Raw genomic sequence first — 20,667 nt, 5'->3', positions numbered from 1 at the left:
GTCGCCTCCCCGCTCTCTGGATTGCCGTTGTACCAGGTCAGAGACTCCGTTGAGTCCAGTATGCGGCAGCGATGCGGCAGAGATGCGGCACTCCCGCGCTGGCACCTCCCGATGCCTATCCCTGTACTGGTGAATCGCCCAAGGCGGGGTATCTGCGGAGCGGTCTCAGAAGGCCGTCTGGATCTTCCCGGATGGGCAGTCGAACAGCTCTCGCCTGGAACCCGAGAGAGAGGGGCCCATGGAAGCCACGGACCGAGCGCGACTGGAAAACTACTTCAGCAGGATCGCTGATGGGTTCACGCCGCCCGAGCGGCCGTCCTCATTGCTGATCACACACCTCTTACCCGAGCGCCCCGCCTTCATCAGGGCCATCGGCAAGGCAACCGTCCTGCGGGCCGTGCTGCCCAAGCCGAAGTCCATCGACGTGATGGCCCAGCGCGAGGTGGAACAGGTCGTGGCGTGTGACGAACTGACGCGCGAGACCTTCGCCGACGCGGACACTGCCGTGACCTACCTGGAGACCAGGGCGGCGGGGGAGCCGGTCGTTCTGCTCGATGTAGGCGGGTACTTCGCCCCTTCGCTGGACGCACTGTGCACCCGCTTCACCGGTCACATCCTCGGCGTGGTCGAGGACACCGAGAACGGCCACAAGCGGTACGCCGACAGGGACAAGCTGCCGTGCCCCGTGGTGTCCGTCGCGCGCTCGCCCCTCAAGGACCCGGAAGACTTCCTGGTGGGCCAGTCGGTCGTCTTCTCCGCCGAAGCCCTTCTGCGAGGGCGTGGCGACATCCTGCACGGACGTCCCGCGCTGGTCCTCGGCTTCGGCAAGCTCGGTTCCAGCATCGCCCGGCTGCTGCATGTCAAGGGTGTGCGGGTCATCGTCTACGACATCAACCCGGTACGGCAGACACAAGCCATGTCACACGGGTTCGAAGTAGCCCGAGACCGTGACCAGGCTCTGGAGACCGCTGGACTGGTGCTGTGCGCCACCGGGGGACTCAGCTTGCGCGGCGAGGACTTCCCTCGCCTGAAGAACGGCGCCTACGTGGCCACCGTGACCAGTTCGGAAGACGAACTGGAACTGGACGGCCTGCCCGCGGGCTACGTCCGGGACAGCGCCGGAGAGAACGTGACCCGGTACACCACCACGGGTCACTACTTCTACCTGCTGAATGGCGGCAACGCCGTCAACTTCCTGCACGGCGCGAGCGTTGGGCCGTTCATCTTCCTCGTCCAAGCCGAAATCATCGCGGGCGCGGCCATGCTGGCCCGCGGCGGTCTGGACGCCACCCTGCACGAAGTCCCCGCCACCGACCGGGCAGCCATCGCGGCTACCTGGCTCCACTACTACAACAGGTGATCGAATGCCCATCACGGCAACCCACATCCGAACCACCCTCACCGGGTACGCCGACGCCCATCCCGAGGACAAGCACACGCTCGCGCCCCTGTCGGAGCTGTTGGACCAGGGAGCCGACGTGACCAGCCGGAAGGAGTTCCGCGGCCACGCCACCGCGGGCGCCGTACTCGTCAACGACCAGCGCCAAGCACTGTTCATCCACCACGTGGCCCTGGACAAGTGGCTGACCCCCGGCGGGCACCTGGAGCCCGAGGACACGAACCTGATGCACGCCGCCCTGCGCGAACTGGTCGAAGAAACCGGGATCACTCTCAGCGTCGCCCCCGTCCAGCCAACCCCGGTCCACGTGGACGTGCACCCCATCCCCGCCAATGACAGCAAGGACGAGCCCGCTCACTGGCACGCTGACTTCCGCTACGTCTTCCAGGTGACGGGCGAGCACTCCGTAACGCTCCAGGAGGAAGAGGTCAGCGGGTACGCATGGCGGGGAATCGACACGATCGCTGACGAGACGCTGCGCAGCCGCGTCCTCGCCGCCCTGCGCTGATCTCTCCTCGCCCCGTCCGTCCCGGCGCCCCTCTGCTGCGGATGGACGGGGCTTCGTCGTCCTGGCGCCGTCGCGCCCGCCGAGACGCGCCAGGTAGCCAAAGCGCCCCGGCAGACCGCGTAGGACCGGTCCACCGGGGCTTGCCGAGACAGCTACACAGGAGCTGAAACGACCGTGCGTGATGCTATCGCCCGCACCCTGTCTTGGGTGCTCGCCTTACTGCCCCGAGCCCGCCGCGCCGAGCCCGGACGGCACACCGCCAGGTTCCTTGTCGACCGACGAGTCTCCGCGGAGCAGTCCACCCCACCGTTGCGGCCGACCCCTGACCCCATGTGGCAGCCCGAACCGGAGCCCGACCCCGTCCCTGCGTGGTTCAAGCCGTGGCGGACGCCGAGCGCCGAGACGGTTCGCGAGATCTTCCACGCCGAGGAAGCCCAAGACCTGACACCGGACCAGCGCGAGCGGTGGCGTGCGGCAGCCTTCAGTGAAATCGGAGTCGAGTACGACTTCGACACCATCAACATCACTGCCGTGCGCCGGAAGGTGTCCGCATGACCCCCGACGGAGTCACCAGCGAGCCCACCACCCCCACGCGACCCGTGCTCGGCATCTGCGGCCACCAGACGACAGCACCCGTCCCCGTAGGCGAAGTGCAGAAGCAGAGCGGCGGCGCCTGGTTCACGCACTTCGTGTGCCCTGACTGCGTGCACCTGTACGGCCCGCTCGCACAGTGGGACGAGCTGCCCGGCATGCACTGGACCACTCGGCGCTAAGTGCCCGTAGGCGCAGGACTCGGCCCCGCTCGGCTGCCATGTCGGGCGGGGCCCATCTTGTGTCTGAAGTGCGCTCACGGTGTGTAGGTGCCGTGATAGGCATGAGTGATCTTGCAGAGGATCAGGGGAGGGACCAATGAAACGAAAGACGCGCAACTGGTTGATCGGCGGCGTAGCACTCTTCGCTATCGGCGCTGTGGGCTCGCTGTTCCAGGACGACGACAGCAGCGAGGCGGAAGCCAAGCCCAAGCCGTCCGTCACGGAGTCCGTGAAGAAGGAGAGCAAGCCCGACGAGAAGCCGTCCAAGCCCGCTGCGGGCAGCGGCATCCCCTCGCCGGACCCCGCGCAGACAGCGAGGCTGATACGCGCCCTGTCGGCCATCGAGCCCGGTCTGGTCGCCAAGGAGGACCGCGCTGTGTCCCGGGCCCGCAACGTGTGCTCGGACATCAAGGGTGGCAAGGGCGCGGCAACGGTGCGGGCCAACGCGAAGTACCGGTACGAGGGGGGCACGGTCCCGAGCCTCACGGACGACCAGGCGGCCGACATCGTGACCGCCGTGAAGTCGTCGTTCTGCGGCTGAGCAACGACCACACGGCCCCACCGGACATGTGCCGTGTGGGGCTGTGGCGTGCTCGGTACGCGATCATGCGTTAAGGGCAGACATCAAAGGTATGACTGTGTACTCGTGTGTCCTGTACAAGGGCGGGCACAAGCTCGACGGTATGCCTGTGTGGGTCGACTTCGGCAACGCACCGTACCGATGGGGCGTGCAGCGCGACCCTGGCACCGGAACCGTGAAGCGAGCCGGCCAGGGGCGCAGCGTGCGCGCAGGGTGGGAGTACTACGAGCCAGTCACGCGGGTCAATCTGACAGGTGGGCTCTCGCAACTGAAGTGCGTCTATATGCCGGGCGGAGCGACGCCTACCGAACCGCCCACCACTGGGGCATGAAGAGCACTTCCCTAGGCCCTGACCAGGCACTACGCTCTAGAACTCCTACTAGCGAGCATCGGGGCTTCCCGAAACCGGGGCTCCGCCCCTGGACCCCGGGGGTGGGCGTCCCCGTTGCCGTGGGACGAGGGCACCGTCGAATCGGCGCTTCGCGCCTCGTCCTCAAACGCCCCCAAGCTCTTAAGGAGCAGGGGGGACCCCCACGACGGGCTGAGAACTTCCCCGAGGCGGACTCAAAGGTCCTGCGGACGGGCTGAGGACGCACCGGCGTGGCGGGCTGAAGTACGGCGGGCCGGGCTGTAGGCGCTCCGGGCAGGCAGTGCGGACCGCCCCGGCCGCGGTAATGGCGGGGGCGGGCGGGTGGGAGAGAGCCCGTCCGGCGCTTGAGGACGAGCGCGCAGCGCGATCCGGGGGCGCCCCCGGCGGAGCTGAGGTGCCGGGCCATCGGGCACGCCGGTGCAAGTCCGGGCGGGCGGGTGGGAGACAGCCCGTCCGGCGCTTGAGGACGAGGCGCGGAGCGCCGGGAAGCGGGGGGGCACCCGGGCGGGCGCAAAATGCGAGGCCAGGGGAAAGGCGTCGTGCCAGAGTGTGGCGATGGACGCAGCCTGGGAGAAGCGCATAGCCACCGCGTGGGACGAGTTCGACACGTACGGGGAGGAACGAGCGGAGGAGTTCAGGGAACGGATCGACGAACTGGTCCGGGAACTGCCGGAGGCCGGCGCCGTGGGCCCCTTCGAACGAGCCTGCGCCTTCGACTCGACCGGCCACTCGGACAAGGCCGTCCCCCTGTACCAGGAGGCCCTGGCCCGCGGCATCGACGGCTACCGCAGACGCCGCACCACGATCCAACTGGCCAGCTCCCTGCGGAACACGGGCCGAGTGGAGGAGGCCATCGCCCTGCTCACCCCGGAACTGGACGCGGAACACGACGAGTTGGACGACGCCGTCCGCGCCACCCTGGCCCTGTGCCTGATCGACGCGGACCGCGGCCGCGAGGCCGTCTCCCTGGCGGTGGGCGCCCTGGCGCCCCATCTCCCGCGCTACCAGCGTTCGATGGCGAACTACGCACGCCTCCTGGTCGAGCCCGAGTGACCCCGCGTACCCCACGCGCCCCCGCCGGAGGCCCCGCGCCCACCAGCGTGAAGTGACCGCCGGACGATTCGCTCGTTCTGCTGAACGTGTCGTCATCGCAGTCCACGAAGGCCGCCTCCCCGAGCGGCACCGCATCACCCGTCGTCGACGTGGAGCAGGCCGAGGCCGCCCTCGTCGAGCACTACCCGCGCCTGGTCCGCCTCGCCTACCTGGTGCTGCCCCCGGCCCTCGGCCGCAACCGCCGCGTCCTGACCGCGCACGCCCTGGTCCAGCGCGCGCTCCCGCGCGGCCGCGCCAGCGTCCCCGTGGTCCCCGACCAGCGCAGGCAGGCGGGCCGGGGCACCGACCCCGGCTACGCCTACGTCCGCTGCCAGGTGCTGCGCGCCGCACTGGACGCCGGGCTCCCGCTGAAGCGGCGGGCCTGGCCCAAGCGCGCCCAACTGCCGCCGCTGCTGCCGCAGGTGTGGGGCCTCAGGCTGTTCCCGCGCTCCGGCGGCGCCGACGAACTCGCCCTGGACCAGCGGCTCGCCGCCCTGTCCGGGCCCGCCCGCGCCGCGTACGTCCTGCGCGGGCTCGAACGCCTCACGGACGACGAGACGCGGCGGATCCTCGACGCCATCGGCGTCGACACCGACGCCGACTCCGAGGAGGCCGACGGCATCGCCGCCGCGCTCGCCGAGGCCGGCGCCGGAGGGCCGCCCGGCGGCCGGGGCCCCGCCGCGCTCCTGGAGTCGCCCGAGTTCGACCCGTGCTCCCTGCAGGCCCGGCCCACCGACCTGATGCGCCGCCGCCAGCACCTGAAGGCCGCCGCGGTCGCGGCCGTCGCCGCCCTCGTGTGCGGGGCGCTGCTCGGGATGCCCGGCGACGGCTGGGGCCCGGACGGCGCCGCCGCGCCCCCGTACGCGAAGAACCCTGCCGCCGAGGCCGCCCTCGACCCCGGGCGGCTCACCAGGGCGGCGCCCACCGCCTGGAAGCAGTCCGCCCGCACCGACTACTCCGTGTGGCCCGCGCGCGGCGAACTCACCGACGACAAGGCGCTGCTCAGGCGCGCCCTCGCCGTGTGGGCGCGGCCCGGCGAGACCGTGCAGGTGTCCGCGACGCCCGGCACCGCGTCGGGGGCGCCGCCCGGGGCCCCGCAACTGCTGTTCGCCGGACCCGTCGACGGGGCCCGCGTGGTGCTCCTGTACGACGGGCTGCGGGTGGTGCGGTACGCCGAGCCGCGGGACGGGACCGGCGGCGCGGCCCTCGACTTCGCCCGCGTCGACGGCGCGGACGCCGGTGACTCCGGGGCCGTCGTCGTGGGCCGCGCCGACGGCAACGTCCGCTATCTGACGGCTCCCTGGGTGCGTACCGCCTCCGTACGCGATCTGCTCAAGCCCGACGCCGCCGCCACTGAGCTGCGCCGCTCCGCCGACGGGGTCACCGACCCCTTCGGCAGTCCCGCCCTCGCCCGCGAGTGCCGCTCCTGGAACACCCTGCAGCTCCGCGACCACACCGGGGCGGAGCGGCTCGCCACCGACCTCGGTGAGCTGACGCCCGCGCACCTCACCGCGGGGCGGCCCGACGCGCCCCGGGAGGCCGCGCCCCGGGACTGGGCGCGGACCGCGTGCTCCCTCGCCGCGGCCCGGTCGCACGGGGTGCGGGCCGTGAACTCCTGGCAGTACGCCCGGCAGGCGATGCCCGACGGGAGCGGTGCGGCCGCGTGGGTGTGCACGCGGGCCGAGACCTGGCGGGGCGGGGGCGGGCGGGTGCTCGCCCAGTTCCTCGCGCCCGGGTCCGGGGCGGGAGCCGTTGCCGCCAAGGCCGAGGGAGGGCCCGCCTGCGGGGTGCGGGAGCCGCGGGTGCTGGCCGGGGTGTTGTGGAAGTCCCCCGCGGGGGGCTGGTATCTGCTCGCCGCGGGCAGCAAGGACGTGTCGTCCGTGGCCGTGTCCGGCGGCGAACGCGCCTCCGGCAACACGCTCGCCGCACCCACCCGCCAGGGCACCCGCCCCACGGTGACGGGCACCCTGCCCGACGGCACGAAACTCCCCACCTTGCGCTGACCCCGATCGCCGCTCCGCGCCTCGTCCTCAACCGCCGGACAGGCTTTTCTCCCACCCACCCGCCCAACCTCGCACCAACAGCCCGGCACCATCAGCCCCGAAACACCTGGCCCCACAGCACCGCTCCGGCCCGCCCCGCAGCGCCTTTGCGGCCCGCCCCGGGGAAGTCTTCAGCCCGTCGTGGGGGGTCCCCCTGCTCCTTAAGAGCTTGGGGGAGTTTGAGGACGAGGCGGGAAGCGCCGATCCGGGGGCGGGCTGTCCCACCCGAAGGGGACACCCACCCCCGGGGTCCAGCGGCGGAGCCCCGGTTTCGGGAAGGGGCGGGATCGGGGAAAGTCGCCGCACACACCTGTACCACCCCAGCTACCCACCAGTACATTGACGCCATGTCTAATACGAAGGCCCGGCGCCCGCAGCCCGTCGCCTCCGAGCACATAGCGCTCAAGGCACGCAACGTCTCCTTCTCCTGGGAGAGCACCCCGCTCCACTGGCTCCCGGGGGACCCCTTCACGACGCACACGATCAACGTGCTGCACCTCCTGCTCCCGGCGGGCGAACGCTGGTTCGTGCACGTGTACAAGCAGGTGCTGCCGCTCATCCGCGACGAGCGGCTCCGCGAGGACGTCATCGGGTTCATCGGCCAGGAGGCCATGCACTCGCAGGCCCACGACGAGGTCCTGCCGCACCTGCGGGAGCAGGGCCTCGACCCCACCCCGTACACCGCCCAGGTCGACTGGCTCTTCGAGAAGCTGCTCGGCGACCGCACGCTGCCGCCGGGCAGGCCCCGGCACTGGTGGCTGATGGAGCGCGTCGCGATGATCTCCGCGATCGAGCACTACACCGCGTTTCTTGGCGACTGGGTCCTGAACGCCGAGGAGTTGGACCGCAGGGGGGCCGATCCGACGATGCTGGACCTGCTGCGCTGGCACGGCGCGGAGGAGGTCGAGCACCGGGCCGTCGCCTTCGACCTGTTCATGCACGTCGACGGGGGCTACCGCCGCCGCGCCCGCACCTGGGCCACGGCCTTCACGGCGCTGGTGTTCCTGTGGCAGCGCGGCGCCCGGTTCTTCATGGCGAACGACCCGACGCTCGTCGACGGCAAGGCCTCCTTCCGGGACTTCCACCGCAGCGGCCGGGCCGGCACCCTGCCCACCACCGGTGACATGATCCGCTCCATCCCGCGCTATCTGAGCCGCGCCTACCACCCCTCCCAGGAGGGCAGCACCGCACAGGCCGTCGCCTACCTCGCCTCGTCCCCCGCGGCCACCGCCGCCGAGGCCCGCGCGAACGGGGCCGCCTGACATGCCGCTGCCCCTGACCCGCGCCGTCCGCGCCACCCTCCTGGCGGCCGGCGCCGCACTCCTCGCCCGCCGCGCCCTGCGCCGCCGCATCGGCGCCTCCCCGCTGTGGCCGCTGCCCGCCCTCGACGAACCCGTCTCCGGGCAGCCGCGCTCGCGGGCACTGCGGCTGCGCGTCGCCCGGCACGAGCGGATCGCCGACGGCGTCGTACAACTGCGCCTGGAGGGCGGGCACCTGGACGGGCTGCCCGCCTGGGAGCCGGGCGCGCATCTGGATCTCGTGCTGCCTTCGGGGCTCGTGCGGCAGTACTCGCTGTGCGGGGACCCCGAGGACTCCTCCTCGTACACCGTGGCCACGCGGCTCATCGGCGTGGACGAGGGCGGCCGCGGCGGGTCCCGCGAGGTGCACGAGGAGCTGTGCGCGGGGGCGGAGGTGGAGGTGCGCGGACCGCGCAACCGGTTCCCGCTGCTCGAAGGCGCCGCGTCGTACGCCTTCGTCGCGGGCGGCATCGGCATCACGCCGATCCTCGCCATGGTGCGGGCGGTGGAGGCGGCGGGTGCCGACTGGCGGCTGTTGTACTGCGGGCGGAGCCGGGCCTCCATGCCGTTCCTGGAGGAGTTGGAGAAGCTGGGCGGGCCGGGCGGTCGGGTGACCGTCGTCGCCGAGGACGAGAGCGGGCGGCCCGACGTGGCGGGCTTTCTCGGGGCGGGCGCGGCGGGTGCCGTGTACGTGTGCGGGCCCGAGGGGCTGATGGACGCCGTCGCCGGGGCACTGCCCGAGGGGTGCGCGCCGCACCTGGAGCGGTTCGCGCCCGTCGCGGCCGCGGGCGGCGAGAGCGCCTTCGAGGTCGAACTGCGGCGCAGCGGCCGCACGGTGACCGTGGGCGCGGACACCACGGTGCTCGCGGCCGTCCGCGCCGAGCTGCCCGACACCCCGTACTCCTGCGAGCAGGGTTTCTGCGGGACCTGCCAACACCGGGTCCTGGAGGGCGAGATCGACCACCGCGACGAACTGCTCACCGACGGCGAGCGCGCGGACTCGATGCTGATCTGCGTGTCACGGGCGCGCGGGGCGCGGCTCGTGCTCGACGCGTGACGGCGCGGCGGGCGCGGCGGGGACACCGCGCGGGCGAAGGGGCGGAGCGGGGGCGTCCGTTCGCGGCCGGATCGCATCGGTAGAGTGTTCGCATGACTACGGGGACGCGCCGCAGGATGGGTGTCGAGGAACGGCGGCAGCAACTGATCGGGGTCGCGCTCGAACTGTTCAGCCACCGCTCCCCCGACGACGTCTCCATCGACGAGATAGCGTCGGCCGCGGGCATCTCGCGTCCGCTCGTGTACCACTACTTCCCCGGCAAGCTCAGCCTGTACGAGGCGGCGCTCAAGCGGGCCGCCGACGAGCTGGCCGAGCGGTTCCTCGAACCGCACGAAGGGCCGCTGGGGGCGCGGCTGCTGCGCGTGACGGGACGTTTCCTCGGCTTCGTCGACGAGCACGGGCCGGGCTTCTCCGCGCTGATGCGCGGCGGCCCCGCCGTGGGCTCCTCGACGACCAACGCGCTCATCGACTCGGTGCGGCAGGCCGCCTACGACCAGATCCTCGCGCACCTCGGCGTGACGGCGCCGCCCGCCCGGCTCGAACTGGTGGTGCGCTCCTGGATCTCGCTGGCCGAGTCGACGGCGCTGATCTGGCTGGACGGCCGCCGCATCCCGCGTGCCGAGCTGGAGCTCCAACTCGTCCACGACTTCGCCGCGTTGGCGGCGGTGAGCGCCGCCTACGACGACGAGATGGCGCTGCTGCTCGGCCGCATCCTCGCGGACGAGCCCGCCGACGGGCCGTTCGCGGACCTCCTCACCCGGCTCGCCGCACTGGCGCCCGGCGCGGCCCTGCCCTAGCCCAGCGGGCGCCGCTCACGCCCCTCGGGCGCACGGCACGTCAGGTGTCCGTCGCCCTGCGGTAGGACGCGTCGAGGTCGCGCACCTCCGCAGAGACGTGCACCACGCGCCCCTCGACGGGCTTGAGATGACGGCGTACGAGAGCGATCGCCCCCTCCGTCACCCGTGCCTTGGCCTCGGCCGTGCGGCCGGGGAGCAGGCCGATCAGCACGTGCACCACCGCGTGCCCGTCCTCGTCGCCGCCCACGACGGTCGCCTCGGTGCGCACGAAGCGGGTCTTGCAGCTCTCCAGGGTGGCGGCCGTCTCCTCGACCAGCAGCGGGTGCAGCGCGAGCGCGAGGCCCCGCCGGTCGAAGGAGTCCGCGAGCGGCTCGGAGTAGTCGACGGTGATCTGCGGCATGGGGCTCTCTCCGGCGCGCGTGCGGAAACGGATACGGATACGGGTGTGCGGTGATCACCCTGTCTCCGTACGCGTTCCGTGCGCAAGGCCGACCGTCCTAGGCGCCGCCGGGAGGGACGGTCAGGCGCAGCGCCAACAGGGCGATGTCGTCGTCCCGTTCGCGGCCGAAGCTCTCCAGGAGCGTGTCGCACAGGGCGGTCACGCCGGGCGGGGCGGCGGCGGCCGCGAGGCGCAGGTGCTCCAGGGACACGGCGAGGTCCGTGCCACGGGTCTCGATGAGTCCGTCGGTGACCATGAGCATGCGGTCCGTGGGGGTGAGGCGGGTCTCCACGGGCGGCGGCCGGTCGAGGCCGAGGCCGAGCAGGGGGCCGCTCGCCTCGATGTACGCGGCCGGGCCCGTGCTGCTCACGACGAGCGGCGGGATGTGTCCGGCGTTCGCGACGCGGACGCGGCCCGTGGGCGGGTCGACGAGGGTCAGGCACATGGTGGCGGTGACGTCGGGGTGGTAGCGCTGGAGCATCCGGTCGAGGCGGGTGGCGAGGCGGCCGGGGTCGGGGTCCTCGATGCAGTACGCGCGCAGCGCGTGGCGCAGCTCCACCATCACCGTGGCGGCGTCGAGGGAGTGGCCGACGACGTCGCCGATGCCGGTGAGCACCCCGGCGGGCGTGGGCAGCGCGGCGTAGAAGTCGCCGCCGATCTCCGCCTGCCGGGAGGCGGGTTCGTAGCGCACGACGATCTCGGTGTCCGGCAGTTCGGGCAGCGCGCTCGGCAGGAAGCTGTGCTGGAGGGTCAGGGCGATGTGGCGTTCCTTCTCGTACATCAGCAGCCGTTCCGCGACGCGGGCCGTGGCGTGGGCCAGGCGGCCGAGGTCGGGGGCGGAGGTCTGGGCGTCCGCGGCGGTGGCCAGGCACACCGGTGCGCGGTCCTCGCGGGTGCGGGCGAGGGCGAGCAGCGCTCCCTCCCCCGGCACCACGAGCCCGGCGACCGCCGCCGCGCCCGCGTCCGACCAGGGGGTCGGGCATCCCTCGCGCGGGCGGGCCAGGATCTCCTCGCCGCTCTCACGCGCTCGGCCCCCGGCCGCCTCGGACCGCCCCGGCTCCCCACCGCGTCCGGCCGTGAGCCGTGACGCGCCCCGCGCCGGCCCAACGAACCCCGCGGGCCACATCGGCCCCGGCACGGTCGTGGTGTGGACGCCGCTCCTGCCGGACATCAGGCGCCACATCAGGTGGGCGACGCTCTCGTGCGCGTCGGGCCCCGGCGGCTCCACGGCGGCGGGGCGGTGGGAGCGGCCGCAGTGGATCTCGCCCTCCTCGCCGAGGACGAAGGCCGCGGCGGGGGCGGCGGCGAGGGCCGCGGCGCCGGCCGCCGCCGCGTCCACCAGTTCGGGCACCGAGCTCGCGGACTGCACGTCGAGGACGGTCTCGGCGAGGCGGCTGAGGCGGCCCGCCCGGGTCTGTGCGGCGCTGCGGTTCCGGGCGCCGCGGGCGGCGGCGCGGACGACGGCGGCGATCTCCTCCGGTTCGGCGGGCACCGTCAGGTAGGCCTCGCCGCCCGCGTCGAGGCCGCGGCAGCGGTCCACGGAGCCGTGCGCGGCGGCGGAGAAGTGCACGACGGGCAGGGACGCGGTCGTCGGGGAGGCCTTCAGGCGGCGGCACAGGTCGTAGCCGCTCATGTCGGGCAGGCCCACGTCGACGAGGGCCACGTCGGGCAGTTCGCCCGCGCGCAGCCGCACGTCGAGTTCGGACAGCGCCTCCCCCGCGCTCGCGGCCAGGACGACCCGGTGGCCCGCGCGGCGCAGCACGGCGCCCAGCGCGTACCGGTTCGCGGCCACGTCGTCGACGACCAGGACCGTGGTGGCCACCGGTCCGGCATCCCCTTTTTCACCTTTTACTGCTTTGTCCCTGACGCCCACGTGGACATCCCCCAGGAGCGGTGGACGGTAACTGGCCTTTTTGAGGCCCGCCCGTCCACGCTAGCGCCCTAACACACCACCGGGGAGTACGTGGCCGCGGTACGACCTGGAACGGTGGAGATCACCCGACCTGGCGCGCCCGCCACGGGCTCGGCGCTAGGATCCGCCTCTCCCGGGCGAGGTCCGCCCGGCGTTCGTGACCTTCGCCTCGCACGGCACGTTCATCCCAGTGCCCGGATCCGTCGGGGCGACACTGTGGGGAACGGCAGGGGATCCCCGTACCGGCAAGGGACTTCATGACGCAGCACATCACCGACGCCACCGCCGACGTCACCACCGCCACGGACGGCGTCCGCGCCGAAGCCGACGAGGCCACCACCGACGGCGTCCGCGCCGCTCGCGGCGGCTGGTGGCACGACGCCGTCATCTACCAGGTCTATCCGCGCAGCTTCGCCGACTCCGACGGCGACGGCATGGGCGACCTGCCGGGCGTGACGGCCCGCCTGCCGCACCTCAGGGATCTCGGCGCGGACGCCGTCTGGCTGTCCCCGTTCTACGCCTCGCCGCAGGCCGACGCCGGGTACGACGTCGCCGACTACCGCGCGGTCGACCCCGTCTTCGGCACCCTCGCCGACGCCGACGAACTGGTGCGCCGGGCCCATGACCTCGGCCTGCGGGTGATCGTCGACATCGTGCCCAACCACTGCTCGGACCAGCACGAGTGGTTCCGCGCGGCCCTGGCCGACGGGCCCGCGTCACCGCTGCGGGAGCGCTTCCACTTCCACCCCGGCCGGGGCCCGGGCGGCGAACTGCCGCCCAACGACTGGGAGTCCGTCTTCGGCGGCCCCGCCTGGACCCGCACCACCGACCCCGACGGCACCCCCGGCGACTGGTACCTCCACCTGTTCGCCCCCGAGCAGCCCGACTTCAACTGGGAACACCCCGCCGTACGCGACGAGTTCCGCTCCGTCCTGCGCTTCTGGCTCGACCTCGGCGTCGACGGCTTCCGCGTGGACGTCGCCCACGGCCTGATCAAGGCGCCGGGCCTGCCGGACGTCGGCCACGGCGAGCAGGTCAAGCTCCTGGGCGCCGCGCCCGTGCCCTACTTCGACCAGGACGGTGTGCACGAGATCTACCGGGACTGGCGGGCGCTGCTCGACGGCTACGACGGCGAGCGCATCGCCGTCGCCGAGGCGTGGACGCCCACGGTGGAGCGCAGCGCGCTGTACCTGCGCCCCGACGAGCTGCACCAGGCCTTCAACTTCGCGTATCTGACGACGGGCTGGGACGCGGCCGCGCTGCGCGCCGTCATCGACCGCTCCCTGGACGCGATGAACTCCGTGGCCGCGCCCGCGACCTGGGTGCTCTCCAACCACGACGTGGTGCGGCACACCACGCGCCTCGCCGACGGCGACCCGGCACGGGGGCTGCGCCGGGCCCGCGCCGCCACCCTTCTGATGCTGGCCCTGCCGGGCTCGGCGTACCTCTACCAGGGCGAGGAGCTGGGCCTGCCCGAGGTGACGGACCTGCCCGACGAGGTGCGCCAGGACCCGGCGTTCTTCCGCGGCGCCGGGCAGGACGGCCAGGACGGGCACGAAGGGCGGCAGGGCTCGGGGCAGGAGGGCACGCGGGACGGGTGCCGGGTGCCGCTGCCGTGGTCCGGGGCGCGGCCGCCGTTCGGGTTCGGGCCCGTCGAGGGCGGCCCCAGCTGGCTGCCGCAGCCCGCGGAGTGGGCGGACCTCACGGTCGCGGCGCAGGAGGGCGATCCGGCCTCGACCCTGGAGCTGTACCGGGCGGCGCTCGCGCTGCGCCGCGCGCACCCGGCGCTCGGCGCGGGCCGGGACGTGGAGTGGCAGGAGACGCCCGCGGGCGTGCTCGCGTTCCAAAGGGCCGCCGCGGGCCGCACCCTCGTCGTGACCACGAACCTCACCGACCGCCCCGTCACCCTCCCCGCCCCCGGCACCCCGCTGCTGTGCAGCCTCAACTCGCGCACCCCTGCGGCCGACTTGGGCGGGCCCGGGGCCGACGCCGTGCTGCCGCCCGACGCGACGGTCTGGTGGGAGCGGTGAGACCCCGCCTTGTGGGCAGCGTGCGGGACGACCGGTACAGTCCCATCCTGTGACCGCGCGACTGGCCGACATCGCAGCACAGGCGGGGGTCAGCGAGGCGACCGTGAGCCGGGTCCTGAACGGCAAGCCGGGCGTCGCTGCGGCCACCCGCCAGTCCGTGCTCGCCGCCCTCGACGTCCTCGGCTACGAACGGCCCGTGCGGCTGCGGCAGCGGAGCGCGGGCCTGGTCGGCCTGATCACGCCGGAGCTGGAGAACCCGATATTCCCCGCCCTCGCCCAGGTGATCGGCCAGGCCCTGACCCGGCAGGGGTACACCCCGGTGCTCGCCACCCAGACGCCGGGCGGCTCCACCGAGGACGAGCTGACCGAGATGCTGGTGGACCGCGGCGTCGCGGGCATCATCTTCGTCTCGGGCCTGCACGCGGACACCACGGCGGACACCGAGCGCTACGAGCAGTTGCGGGCGCAGGGCGTGCCGTTCGTCCTCGTGGACGGCTTCTCGCCGAAGGTGCGGGCGCCCTTCATCTCGCCCGACGACCGGGCGGCGATGCGCCTGGCGGTCACGCATCTGGCCTCGCTCGGGCACACCCGGGTCGGGCTCGCCCTCGGGCCGCGGCGCTTCGTCCCCGTACAGCGGAAGATCGAGGGGTTCACGCGGTCGATGCGGGAGACGTTCCGGCTGGGTTCCGAGGCCGTCGAGGACATCGAGGCGGAGCTGATCCAGCACTCCCTGTACACGCTCGAAGGCGGACAGGCAGCGGCGGCGGCGCTCCTGGACCGGGGCTGCACGGCCGTGGTGTGCGCCAGCGACATGATGGCGCTCGGCGCGATCCGGGCCGTGCGCGAGCGGGGCCTGGAGGTCCCGGACGACGTCTCCGTGGTCGGCTTCGACGACTCGGTGCTCGTCGCCTTCACCGATCCGCCGCTGACGACGGTCCGCAAGCCGGTGCCCGCGATGGGCCAGGCCGCGGTGCGCACCCTCCTGGAGGAGATCGGGGGTACCCCCGCCCCCCACAGCGAATTCGTGTTCATGCCGGAGCTGGTGGTCAGGGGCTCGACGGCGGCGCGCGCGGCCCCCCAAGGTTAGGGTCCGTCGTCCTTGCGGCGGAGCGGATCTCCTCGTCCCTGGGGCGTAGCTGATGCGACCGGGACCCGACCGGGGGATGATCTGAGCAGTGGTGGCTATCTGGCAGACTCTGTGCCATGGGTGAGATGACTGTGACGACACTGGAAGGCCAGCAGGGGCCCACCACCTCATCCCCCATCGCGGGCGAGGCAGATGACCGCAATGGGCGGAATCTCCTGCGTCGGCTGCGCACGCCCCGGCGCCCGAAGCTGTGGTTCGAGATCCTGTTGATCGCGGTGAGTTACTGGACGTACTCGCTGATCCGCAACGCCGTGCCGGAGCAGAAGTCGGCCGCGCTGCGCAACGCCGACTGGATCTGGGACGTCGAGCACAGCCTCGGCCTCGCCTTCGAGCGCTCGGTCAACCACGCGGTCGATTCGGTGACATGGCTCATCGTCGGCATGAACTACTACTACGCGACACTGCACTTCATCGTGACGCTCGGTGTCCTGGTGTGGATCTACCGCTGCCATCCCGGCCGGTACGCGGCCACCCGCCTGGTCCTCTTCGCGACGACGGCGGTGGCCCTCGTCGGCTACTACCTGTATCCGCTGGCGCCGCCCCGCCTGATGCCCGGCGGCGACTTCATCGACACGGTCGTCGTCCACAACACCTGGGGCTCGATGGCCTCGGGCGACCTGAAGAACATGTCGAACCAGTACGCCGCCATGCCGTCGATGCACATCGGCTGGTCCCTGTGGTGCGGCCTGACGATCTTCGCGCTCGCCTCGGTGCCCTGGGTGAGGGTCCTCGGCCTGCTCTACCCGACGCTCACCCTCGTCGTGATCGTGGCCACGGCCAACCACTTCTGGCTGGACGCGGTGGGCGGCATGATCTGCCTGGCGTTCGGCTACGCGGTGGCGCGCCTGTGGTACGGGAAGCTGCCGTACGCCCTGCCGAAGCTCGTGCCGGAGCCGGAGCCGCGGAAGAAGGCGTTCGCCCGGTAGGGCGCCCGGAAGCCCTCCCGGGGCGCCCTGCGGCCGCTCACGCCCCGTAGAACCGCTCCTCCATCACCGCCCGCGCCCGCCGGGTGATCCTGCGGTAGTCGTCCAGCATCACGCCGACCTGGCCCGCGTCATAGCCCAAGTACCGCCCGACGGCCGCCAGCTCCCTGCCGTCCGACGGGAACGTGTCGCCCGCGCGGCCCCGCACCAGCATCACCGCGTTGCGCACGCGGGTGGCGAGGACCCAGGCCTCGTCGAGGATCGCGGCGTCCTCCGTGGCGATCAGGTCCGCCGCGCACGCGGCGTGCAGGGCCTCGCGGGTGCGGGTGGTGCGCAGCCCCGGCTCGGCCCAGCCGTGCTGGAGCTGCAGCAGCTGCACGGTCCACTCCACGTCGGAGAGGCCGCCGCGGCCGAGCTTGGTGTGCAGGGTGGGGTCGGCGCCACGGGGCAGCCGCTCCGACTCCATGCGGGCCTTCAGGCGGCGGATCTCACGGACGGCGTCCTCGCCCAGGCCCTCGGCGGGGTAGCGCAGCGGGTCCACGAGCTCGATGAAGGCGCGGCCGAGGTCGGCGTCGCCGGCGACCGGGTCGGCGCGAAGGAGCGCCTGCGACTCCCAGACCAGGGACCAGCGGCGGTAGTAGGCCTCGTACGACTTCAGGGTGCGTACCAACGGACCCGACTTGCCCTCGGGGCGCAGGTCCGCGTCGATGACCAGGGGCGGGTCGGCGCTCGGGAGTTGCAGCAGCCGCCGCATCTCGGCGACGACGGCGTTCGCGGCCTTCGCGGCCTCCTGGTCGTCCACGCCCTCGCGGGGCTGGTGCACGAAGAGCACGTCCGCGTCCGAGCCGTAGCTCAGCTCGCGGCCCCCGAAGCGGCCCATGCCGATGACCGCGAACCGGGTCGGCAGGGTCTCGCCCCAGCCCTCGCGGACCACCGCGCGCAGCGTGCCCGCGATGGTGGCGGCCGTCAGGTCGGACAGGGCGGTGCCGACGTGGTCGACGAGGGCGCCCCCGTCGACCCGCCCGTCTCCCGCCACCACCCCTGTCCCGAGCACTTCGCGCACACCCCCTTGCAAGGGGCTCTCCTCGGTGCCGTAGGAGGCGATGATGTCGGCGGCCGCCGTGCGGAACAGCTCGCGCCGCCGCACCCCGCGGGCCGCCGCGACCGCCTGCTCGCCGCCGTCGGCGCGGCCCACGGCGGCGAGGACCTCCTGTTCCAGGGGGGCGCGTTCGCGTGGTTCGAGGCCGCGGGCGTCGCCGAGCAGCGCCACCGCCTCGGGCGCGCGCAGCAGCAGGTCGGGGGCGAACCGGCCGGCCGAGAGGACCCGGGCCAGGTTCTCCGCGGCGGCGCCCTCGTCGCGGAGCAGCCGCAGGTACCAGGGGGTCTTGCCGAGCGCGTCGGAGACCTTGCGGAAGCCGAGCAGGCCCGCGTCGGGGTCCGCGGAGTCCGCGAACCAGCCGAGCAGGACGGGCAGCAGGGTGCGCTGGATGGCGGCCTTGCGGGTCACGCCGGACGCCAGCGCCTCCAGATGCCGCAGGGCCGCGCCGGGGTCGGCGTACCCGAGGGCCACCAGGCGCTCCCTGGCGGCCTCCGTGCTGAGCCGGGACTCGCCGGGGGCGAGCTGGGCGACGGCGTCGAGCAGCGGGCGGTAGAACAGCTTCTCGTGCAGGCGGCGGACCACGGAGGTGTGCCGCTTCCAGGCGCGGGCGAGGTCGGTGAGGGGTTCCGTGCGCATGCCCAGGGAGCGGCCGATGCGGCGCAGGTCGGAGTCGTCGTCGGGCAGCAGGTGGGTGCGGCGCAGGCGGTAGAGCTGGATGCGGTGTTCCAGGGAGCGCAGGAAGCGGTAGGCGTCGTCGAGCTGGGCGGCGTCCACGCGCCCCACGTAGCCGCCCGCGGCGAGCGCGGCGAGGGCGTCCAGCGTGGTGCCGCTGCGCAGCGAGGCGTCGGCGCGGCCGTGCACCAACTGCAGCAGCTGGACGGCGAATTCGACGTCGCGCAGGCCGCCGGGGCCGAGCTTCAGCTCACGTTCGACCTCGCCCGCGGGGATGTTCTCGATGACGCGGCGGCGCATCTTCTGCACGTCGTCGATGAAGTTCTCGCGCTCGGCGGCCTGCCACACCAGCGGGGCGACGGCGGCCACGTAGTCCGCGCCCAGCTCGGCGTCGCCGGCGACGGGCCGCGCCTTGAGCAGCGCCTGGAACTCCCAGGTCTTCGCCCACCGCTGGTAGTACGCGAGGTGGCTGGACAGGGTCCGCACCAGCGGGCCGTTCCTGCCCTCGGGGCGCAGGTTGGCGTCGACCGGCCAGATGGCGCCCTCGACCGTGGTCTCGGAGCAGATCCGCATCAGGTGCGAGGCGAGGCGGGTCGCCGCCCGCAGTGCCTTGTCCTCGTCGGCGCCCTCGACGGCCTCCGCCACGAAGATGACGTCGACGTCGGAGACGTAGTTCAGCTCGTGGCCGCCGCACTTGCCCATCGCGATCACCGCGAGGCGGCACTGCGCGGCGTCGGCGGGCGCGGCCCTGCGGGCCATGGCGAGCGCGGCGCGCAGGGTGGCCGTGGCGAGGTCGGCGAGTTCGGCGGCGGTCTCGGCTACGTCGGTGGTGCCGCAGACGTCGCGGGCGGCGATGGACAGCAGGCAGCGCCGGTAGGCGACGCGCAGCGACACCGGGTCGTCGGCCTCGGCGAGGCCCCGCTCGAACTCGGCGACGCCCGGGTGCAGATCGGAGGCCTCGTAGGTGACCAGGGCCCGCCAGTCCCCCGGGTGCCGGGCCAGGTGGTCGGCGAGGGCCTCGGAGGCCCCGAGGACGCCGAGCAGGCGGTCCCGCAGGGGCTTGGCGCTGATCAGGGTGTCGAGCAGCTCGCGGCGCGCGGTGCCGGCGCCGTCGGACGGCTGGGCCTCGGCGAGCCGGACCAGGCCGAGCAGCGCCAGATCCGGGTCGGCGGTGGCGCCCAGGGCGTCGAGGAGCACCGGGTCGGTGCGGACGGCGTCGAGCTCGGGCGCGGCCAGGAGGCGTTCGGCGGCGGAGGGGTCGGTGAACCCGTACCGCAGCAGCCGCGTGAACATGCTGCTCCTGCGCCCCTGCGGCACCGTCATCCCCGCGCCCTTCGCTCGCCTGTTCCTGGCCCCGAGCCTACCCAGGGCCCGGCCGATGGGTTCCGTCCGCGTGCGCGGTCCGCCCTGGGACAGGAACATGGAGAGCAGGAGGCCGCGTCATGCCGAGCCAGGACCCCCGTACCGATGTCGATGCCCGCTACAGCAGCGAGGGGGTCGCCCCGACCCCCTGGTCACAGGCCCGGGACGCCCTCGCGGCGGCCGAGCTGTTCTGGATCTCGACGGTACGTCCGGACGGGCGCCCGCACGTCACCCCGCTGAGCGCCCTGTGGCACGGGGGTGACCTGTACTTCTCCACCGGCCCGGAGGAGCGCAAGGCCCGCAACCTGGAAGCCAACCCCGAGGTCGTCCTGACGACCGGCGCCAACCTCTGGGACGAGGGCCTGGACGTGGTCGTCGAGGGCACGGCGGTGCGGACCACGGACGAGGCGCTGCTGCGGGAGCTCGCGGCGGCCTGGCAGGAGAAGTACGGCGGCTTCTTCCACTACGACGTGGGGGACGGCTGCTTCCTGCACCCGTCGGGACGCGCGTACGTCTTCGCGGTGGCGCCCCGAACAGCGTTCGGGTTCGGCAAGGGCGAGCCGTTCAGCCAGACGCGTTACCGCTTCTCCTGAGGCAGGGAGCCCTTCGCCCGGACAAGCCGCCCGATCGCTGCTGTACTCGTCCCATGGACTACACACTCGAAGTGATCGGCGTGCCCGTCAGCGACATCGACCGCGCCAAGGAGTTCTACGAGAGCAAGTGCGGCTTCCACGTCGACATCGACGCGGAGGTCCTGCCCGGCGTGCGCATCGTGCAGCTCACGCCGCCCGGGTCCGGCTGTTCCATCATGCTGGGCGACGCCATCTGGGAGACCACGCCGGGGCCCACCCCCGAGCCCGGCAGCTACCACGGCCTCCAGCTGTGCGTGGCCGACATCAAGCAGGCCCACGCCGAGCTGCTGGCCCGTGGCCTGGACGTGAGCGAGCCGGTCCAGTACTCCGAGCAGGACGGGGCGACGTTCATGTACTTCACGGACCCCGACGGCAACGGCTGGGCCGTCCAGGAGTACAGAGTCCGGGCGAAGACGCCGTTGCGCGAGGCGATTCACCCTTCACCCTGACGGGTCGCCGAGTGAGGCGCCCTGTAAAGGGCGCGGGGAACTGCGCG

At 73.0% G+C, this 20,667-nt stretch carries 18 protein-coding genes; 15 read left to right on the top strand and 3 right to left on the bottom strand.

Features of this window, described 5'->3' with window-relative positions:
- Positions 1 to 238: 238 nt before the first annotated feature.
- The 10 genes from QUY26_RS28970 (at position 239) to QUY26_RS28925 (ending at position 9,955) form a co-directional block, all read left to right on the top strand.
- The gene (locus tag QUY26_RS28970; RefSeq protein WP_289951699.1) at positions 239 to 1,360 is read left to right on the top strand and encodes an adenosylhomocysteinase; all 1,122 of its coding nucleotides are present in this window, start codon (positions 239 to 241) and stop codon (positions 1,358 to 1,360) included.
- Between the two features lie 4 nt (positions 1,361 to 1,364).
- Positions 1,365 to 1,907: an NUDIX hydrolase gene (locus QUY26_RS28965; RefSeq protein ID WP_289951697.1), complete on the top strand. Its 543-nt coding sequence runs from the start codon at positions 1,365 to 1,367 to the stop codon at positions 1,905 to 1,907.
- A gap of 330 nt (positions 1,908 to 2,237) precedes the next feature.
- Positions 2,238 to 2,462, top strand: coding sequence for a hypothetical protein (locus tag QUY26_RS28960; protein WP_289951695.1), 225 nt, complete (start codon positions 2,238 to 2,240; stop codon positions 2,460 to 2,462).
- Positions 2,459 to 2,680, top strand: coding sequence for a hypothetical protein (locus QUY26_RS28955; protein ID WP_289951693.1), 222 nt, complete (start codon positions 2,459 to 2,461; stop codon positions 2,678 to 2,680). The genes QUY26_RS28960 and QUY26_RS28955 overlap by 4 nt, the downstream gene beginning before the upstream one ends.
- A gap of 136 nt (positions 2,681 to 2,816) precedes the next feature.
- Positions 2,817 to 3,260, top strand: a complete 444-nt coding sequence (locus QUY26_RS28950) for a DUF732 domain-containing protein (RefSeq protein ID WP_289951691.1) — start codon at positions 2,817 to 2,819, stop codon at positions 3,258 to 3,260.
- A 964-nt stretch (positions 3,261 to 4,224) separates the two neighbouring features.
- Positions 4,225 to 4,722: a tetratricopeptide repeat protein gene (locus QUY26_RS28945; RefSeq protein WP_289951689.1), complete on the top strand. Its 498-nt coding sequence runs from the start codon at positions 4,225 to 4,227 to the stop codon at positions 4,720 to 4,722.
- A gap of 77 nt (positions 4,723 to 4,799) precedes the next feature.
- A complete protein-coding gene (locus tag QUY26_RS28940; RefSeq protein ID WP_436840531.1) occupies positions 4,800 to 6,764 on the top strand; it encodes a hypothetical protein in 1,965 nt (654 codons plus the stop codon).
- 386 nt (positions 6,765 to 7,150) lie between these two features.
- Positions 7,151 to 8,065, top strand: coding sequence for a metal-dependent hydrolase (locus QUY26_RS28935; RefSeq protein ID WP_289951686.1), 915 nt, complete (start codon positions 7,151 to 7,153; stop codon positions 8,063 to 8,065).
- A 1-nt stretch (position 8,066) separates the two neighbouring features.
- Positions 8,067 to 9,158: a PDR/VanB family oxidoreductase gene (locus tag QUY26_RS28930; RefSeq protein ID WP_289951684.1), complete on the top strand. Its 1,092-nt coding sequence runs from the start codon at positions 8,067 to 8,069 to the stop codon at positions 9,156 to 9,158.
- Between the two features lie 92 nt (positions 9,159 to 9,250).
- Positions 9,251 to 9,955, top strand: coding sequence for a TetR/AcrR family transcriptional regulator (locus QUY26_RS28925; protein ID WP_289951683.1), 705 nt, complete (start codon positions 9,251 to 9,253; stop codon positions 9,953 to 9,955).
- Positions 9,956 to 9,995: 40 nt separating this feature from the next.
- On the opposite strand, the gene QUY26_RS28920 is transcribed toward QUY26_RS28925, so the two are convergent.
- Both QUY26_RS28920 and QUY26_RS28915 read right to left on the bottom strand, forming a co-directional pair.
- Positions 9,996 to 10,355 (bottom strand): 5-carboxymethyl-2-hydroxymuconate Delta-isomerase, encoded by a 360-nt coding sequence (locus QUY26_RS28920; RefSeq protein WP_289951682.1) that lies wholly within the window; start codon positions 10,353 to 10,355, stop codon positions 9,996 to 9,998.
- A 97-nt stretch (positions 10,356 to 10,452) separates the two neighbouring features.
- Positions 10,453 to 12,216, bottom strand: a complete 1,764-nt coding sequence (locus QUY26_RS28915) for a fused response regulator/phosphatase (protein WP_289951679.1) — start codon at positions 12,214 to 12,216, stop codon at positions 10,453 to 10,455.
- Between the two features lie 347 nt (positions 12,217 to 12,563).
- Here QUY26_RS28915 and QUY26_RS28910 point away from each other — a divergent pair, with 347 nt between their 5' ends.
- The 3 genes from QUY26_RS28910 (at position 12,564) to QUY26_RS28900 (ending at position 16,409) form a co-directional block, all read left to right on the top strand.
- Positions 12,564 to 14,336: a glycoside hydrolase family 13 protein gene (locus QUY26_RS28910; RefSeq protein WP_289951677.1), complete on the top strand. Its 1,773-nt coding sequence runs from the start codon at positions 12,564 to 12,566 to the stop codon at positions 14,334 to 14,336.
- Between the two features lie 49 nt (positions 14,337 to 14,385).
- Complete coding sequence (locus tag QUY26_RS28905) at positions 14,386 to 15,423, top strand: LacI family DNA-binding transcriptional regulator (RefSeq protein ID WP_289951674.1); 1,038 nt, start codon at positions 14,386 to 14,388, stop codon at positions 15,421 to 15,423.
- A 116-nt stretch (positions 15,424 to 15,539) separates the two neighbouring features.
- The gene (locus QUY26_RS28900; protein ID WP_289951672.1) at positions 15,540 to 16,409 is read left to right on the top strand and encodes a phosphatase PAP2 family protein; all 870 of its coding nucleotides are present in this window, start codon (positions 15,540 to 15,542) and stop codon (positions 16,407 to 16,409) included.
- A 37-nt stretch (positions 16,410 to 16,446) separates the two neighbouring features.
- Here QUY26_RS28900 and QUY26_RS28895 read toward each other — a convergent pair whose 3' ends face one another.
- Complete coding sequence (locus QUY26_RS28895) at positions 16,447 to 19,500, bottom strand: bifunctional [glutamine synthetase] adenylyltransferase/[glutamine synthetase]-adenylyl-L-tyrosine phosphorylase (protein WP_289951670.1); 3,054 nt, start codon at positions 19,498 to 19,500, stop codon at positions 16,447 to 16,449.
- A gap of 119 nt (positions 19,501 to 19,619) precedes the next feature.
- Between QUY26_RS28895 and QUY26_RS28890 the strand changes: the two genes are divergently transcribed.
- Positions 19,620 to 20,132: a pyridoxamine 5'-phosphate oxidase family protein gene (locus tag QUY26_RS28890; protein ID WP_289951667.1), complete on the top strand. Its 513-nt coding sequence runs from the start codon at positions 19,620 to 19,622 to the stop codon at positions 20,130 to 20,132.
- Between the two features lie 53 nt (positions 20,133 to 20,185).
- Positions 20,186 to 20,620 (top strand): VOC family protein, encoded by a 435-nt coding sequence (locus QUY26_RS28885; RefSeq protein WP_289951665.1) that lies wholly within the window; start codon positions 20,186 to 20,188, stop codon positions 20,618 to 20,620.
- Positions 20,621 to 20,667: the final 47 nt, after the last annotated feature.

The organism is Streptomyces flavofungini (assembly GCF_030388665.1).
Classification (GTDB): Bacteria; Actinomycetota; Actinomycetes; order Streptomycetales; family Streptomycetaceae; genus Streptomyces; species Streptomyces flavofungini_A.
The sequence above is the reverse complement of the archived record's forward strand: the minus strand, read 5'-3'. Positions and strand labels throughout refer to the sequence as shown.

Coding starts and splice junctions, on each gene's coding strand:
- QUY26_RS28970 (WP_289951699.1), top strand. CDS start 239: ATGGAAGCCACGGACCGAGCGCGACTGGAAAACTACTTCAGCAGGATC.
- QUY26_RS28965 (WP_289951697.1), top strand. CDS start 1,365: ATGCCCATCACGGCAACCCACATCCGAACCACCCTCACCGGGTACGCC.
- QUY26_RS28960 (WP_289951695.1), top strand. CDS start 2,238: ATGTGGCAGCCCGAACCGGAGCCCGACCCCGTCCCTGCGTGGTTCAAG.
- QUY26_RS28955 (WP_289951693.1), top strand. CDS start 2,459: ATGACCCCCGACGGAGTCACCAGCGAGCCCACCACCCCCACGCGACCC.
- QUY26_RS28950 (WP_289951691.1), top strand. CDS start 2,817: ATGAAACGAAAGACGCGCAACTGGTTGATCGGCGGCGTAGCACTCTTC.
- QUY26_RS28945 (WP_289951689.1), top strand. CDS start 4,225: ATGGACGCAGCCTGGGAGAAGCGCATAGCCACCGCGTGGGACGAGTTC.
- QUY26_RS28935 (WP_289951686.1), top strand. CDS start 7,151: ATGTCTAATACGAAGGCCCGGCGCCCGCAGCCCGTCGCCTCCGAGCAC.
- QUY26_RS28930 (WP_289951684.1), top strand. CDS start 8,067: ATGCCGCTGCCCCTGACCCGCGCCGTCCGCGCCACCCTCCTGGCGGCC.
- QUY26_RS28925 (WP_289951683.1), top strand. CDS start 9,251: ATGACTACGGGGACGCGCCGCAGGATGGGTGTCGAGGAACGGCGGCAG.
- QUY26_RS28920 (WP_289951682.1), bottom strand. CDS start 10,355: ATGCCGCAGATCACCGTCGACTACTCCGAGCCGCTCGCGGACTCCTTC.
- QUY26_RS28910 (WP_289951677.1), top strand. CDS start 12,564: ATGACGCAGCACATCACCGACGCCACCGCCGACGTCACCACCGCCACG.
- QUY26_RS28900 (WP_289951672.1), top strand. CDS start 15,540: ATGGGTGAGATGACTGTGACGACACTGGAAGGCCAGCAGGGGCCCACC.
- QUY26_RS28895 (WP_289951670.1), bottom strand. CDS start 19,500: ATGACGGTGCCGCAGGGGCGCAGGAGCAGCATGTTCACGCGGCTGCTG.
- QUY26_RS28890 (WP_289951667.1), top strand. CDS start 19,620: ATGCCGAGCCAGGACCCCCGTACCGATGTCGATGCCCGCTACAGCAGC.
- QUY26_RS28885 (WP_289951665.1), top strand. CDS start 20,186: ATGGACTACACACTCGAAGTGATCGGCGTGCCCGTCAGCGACATCGAC.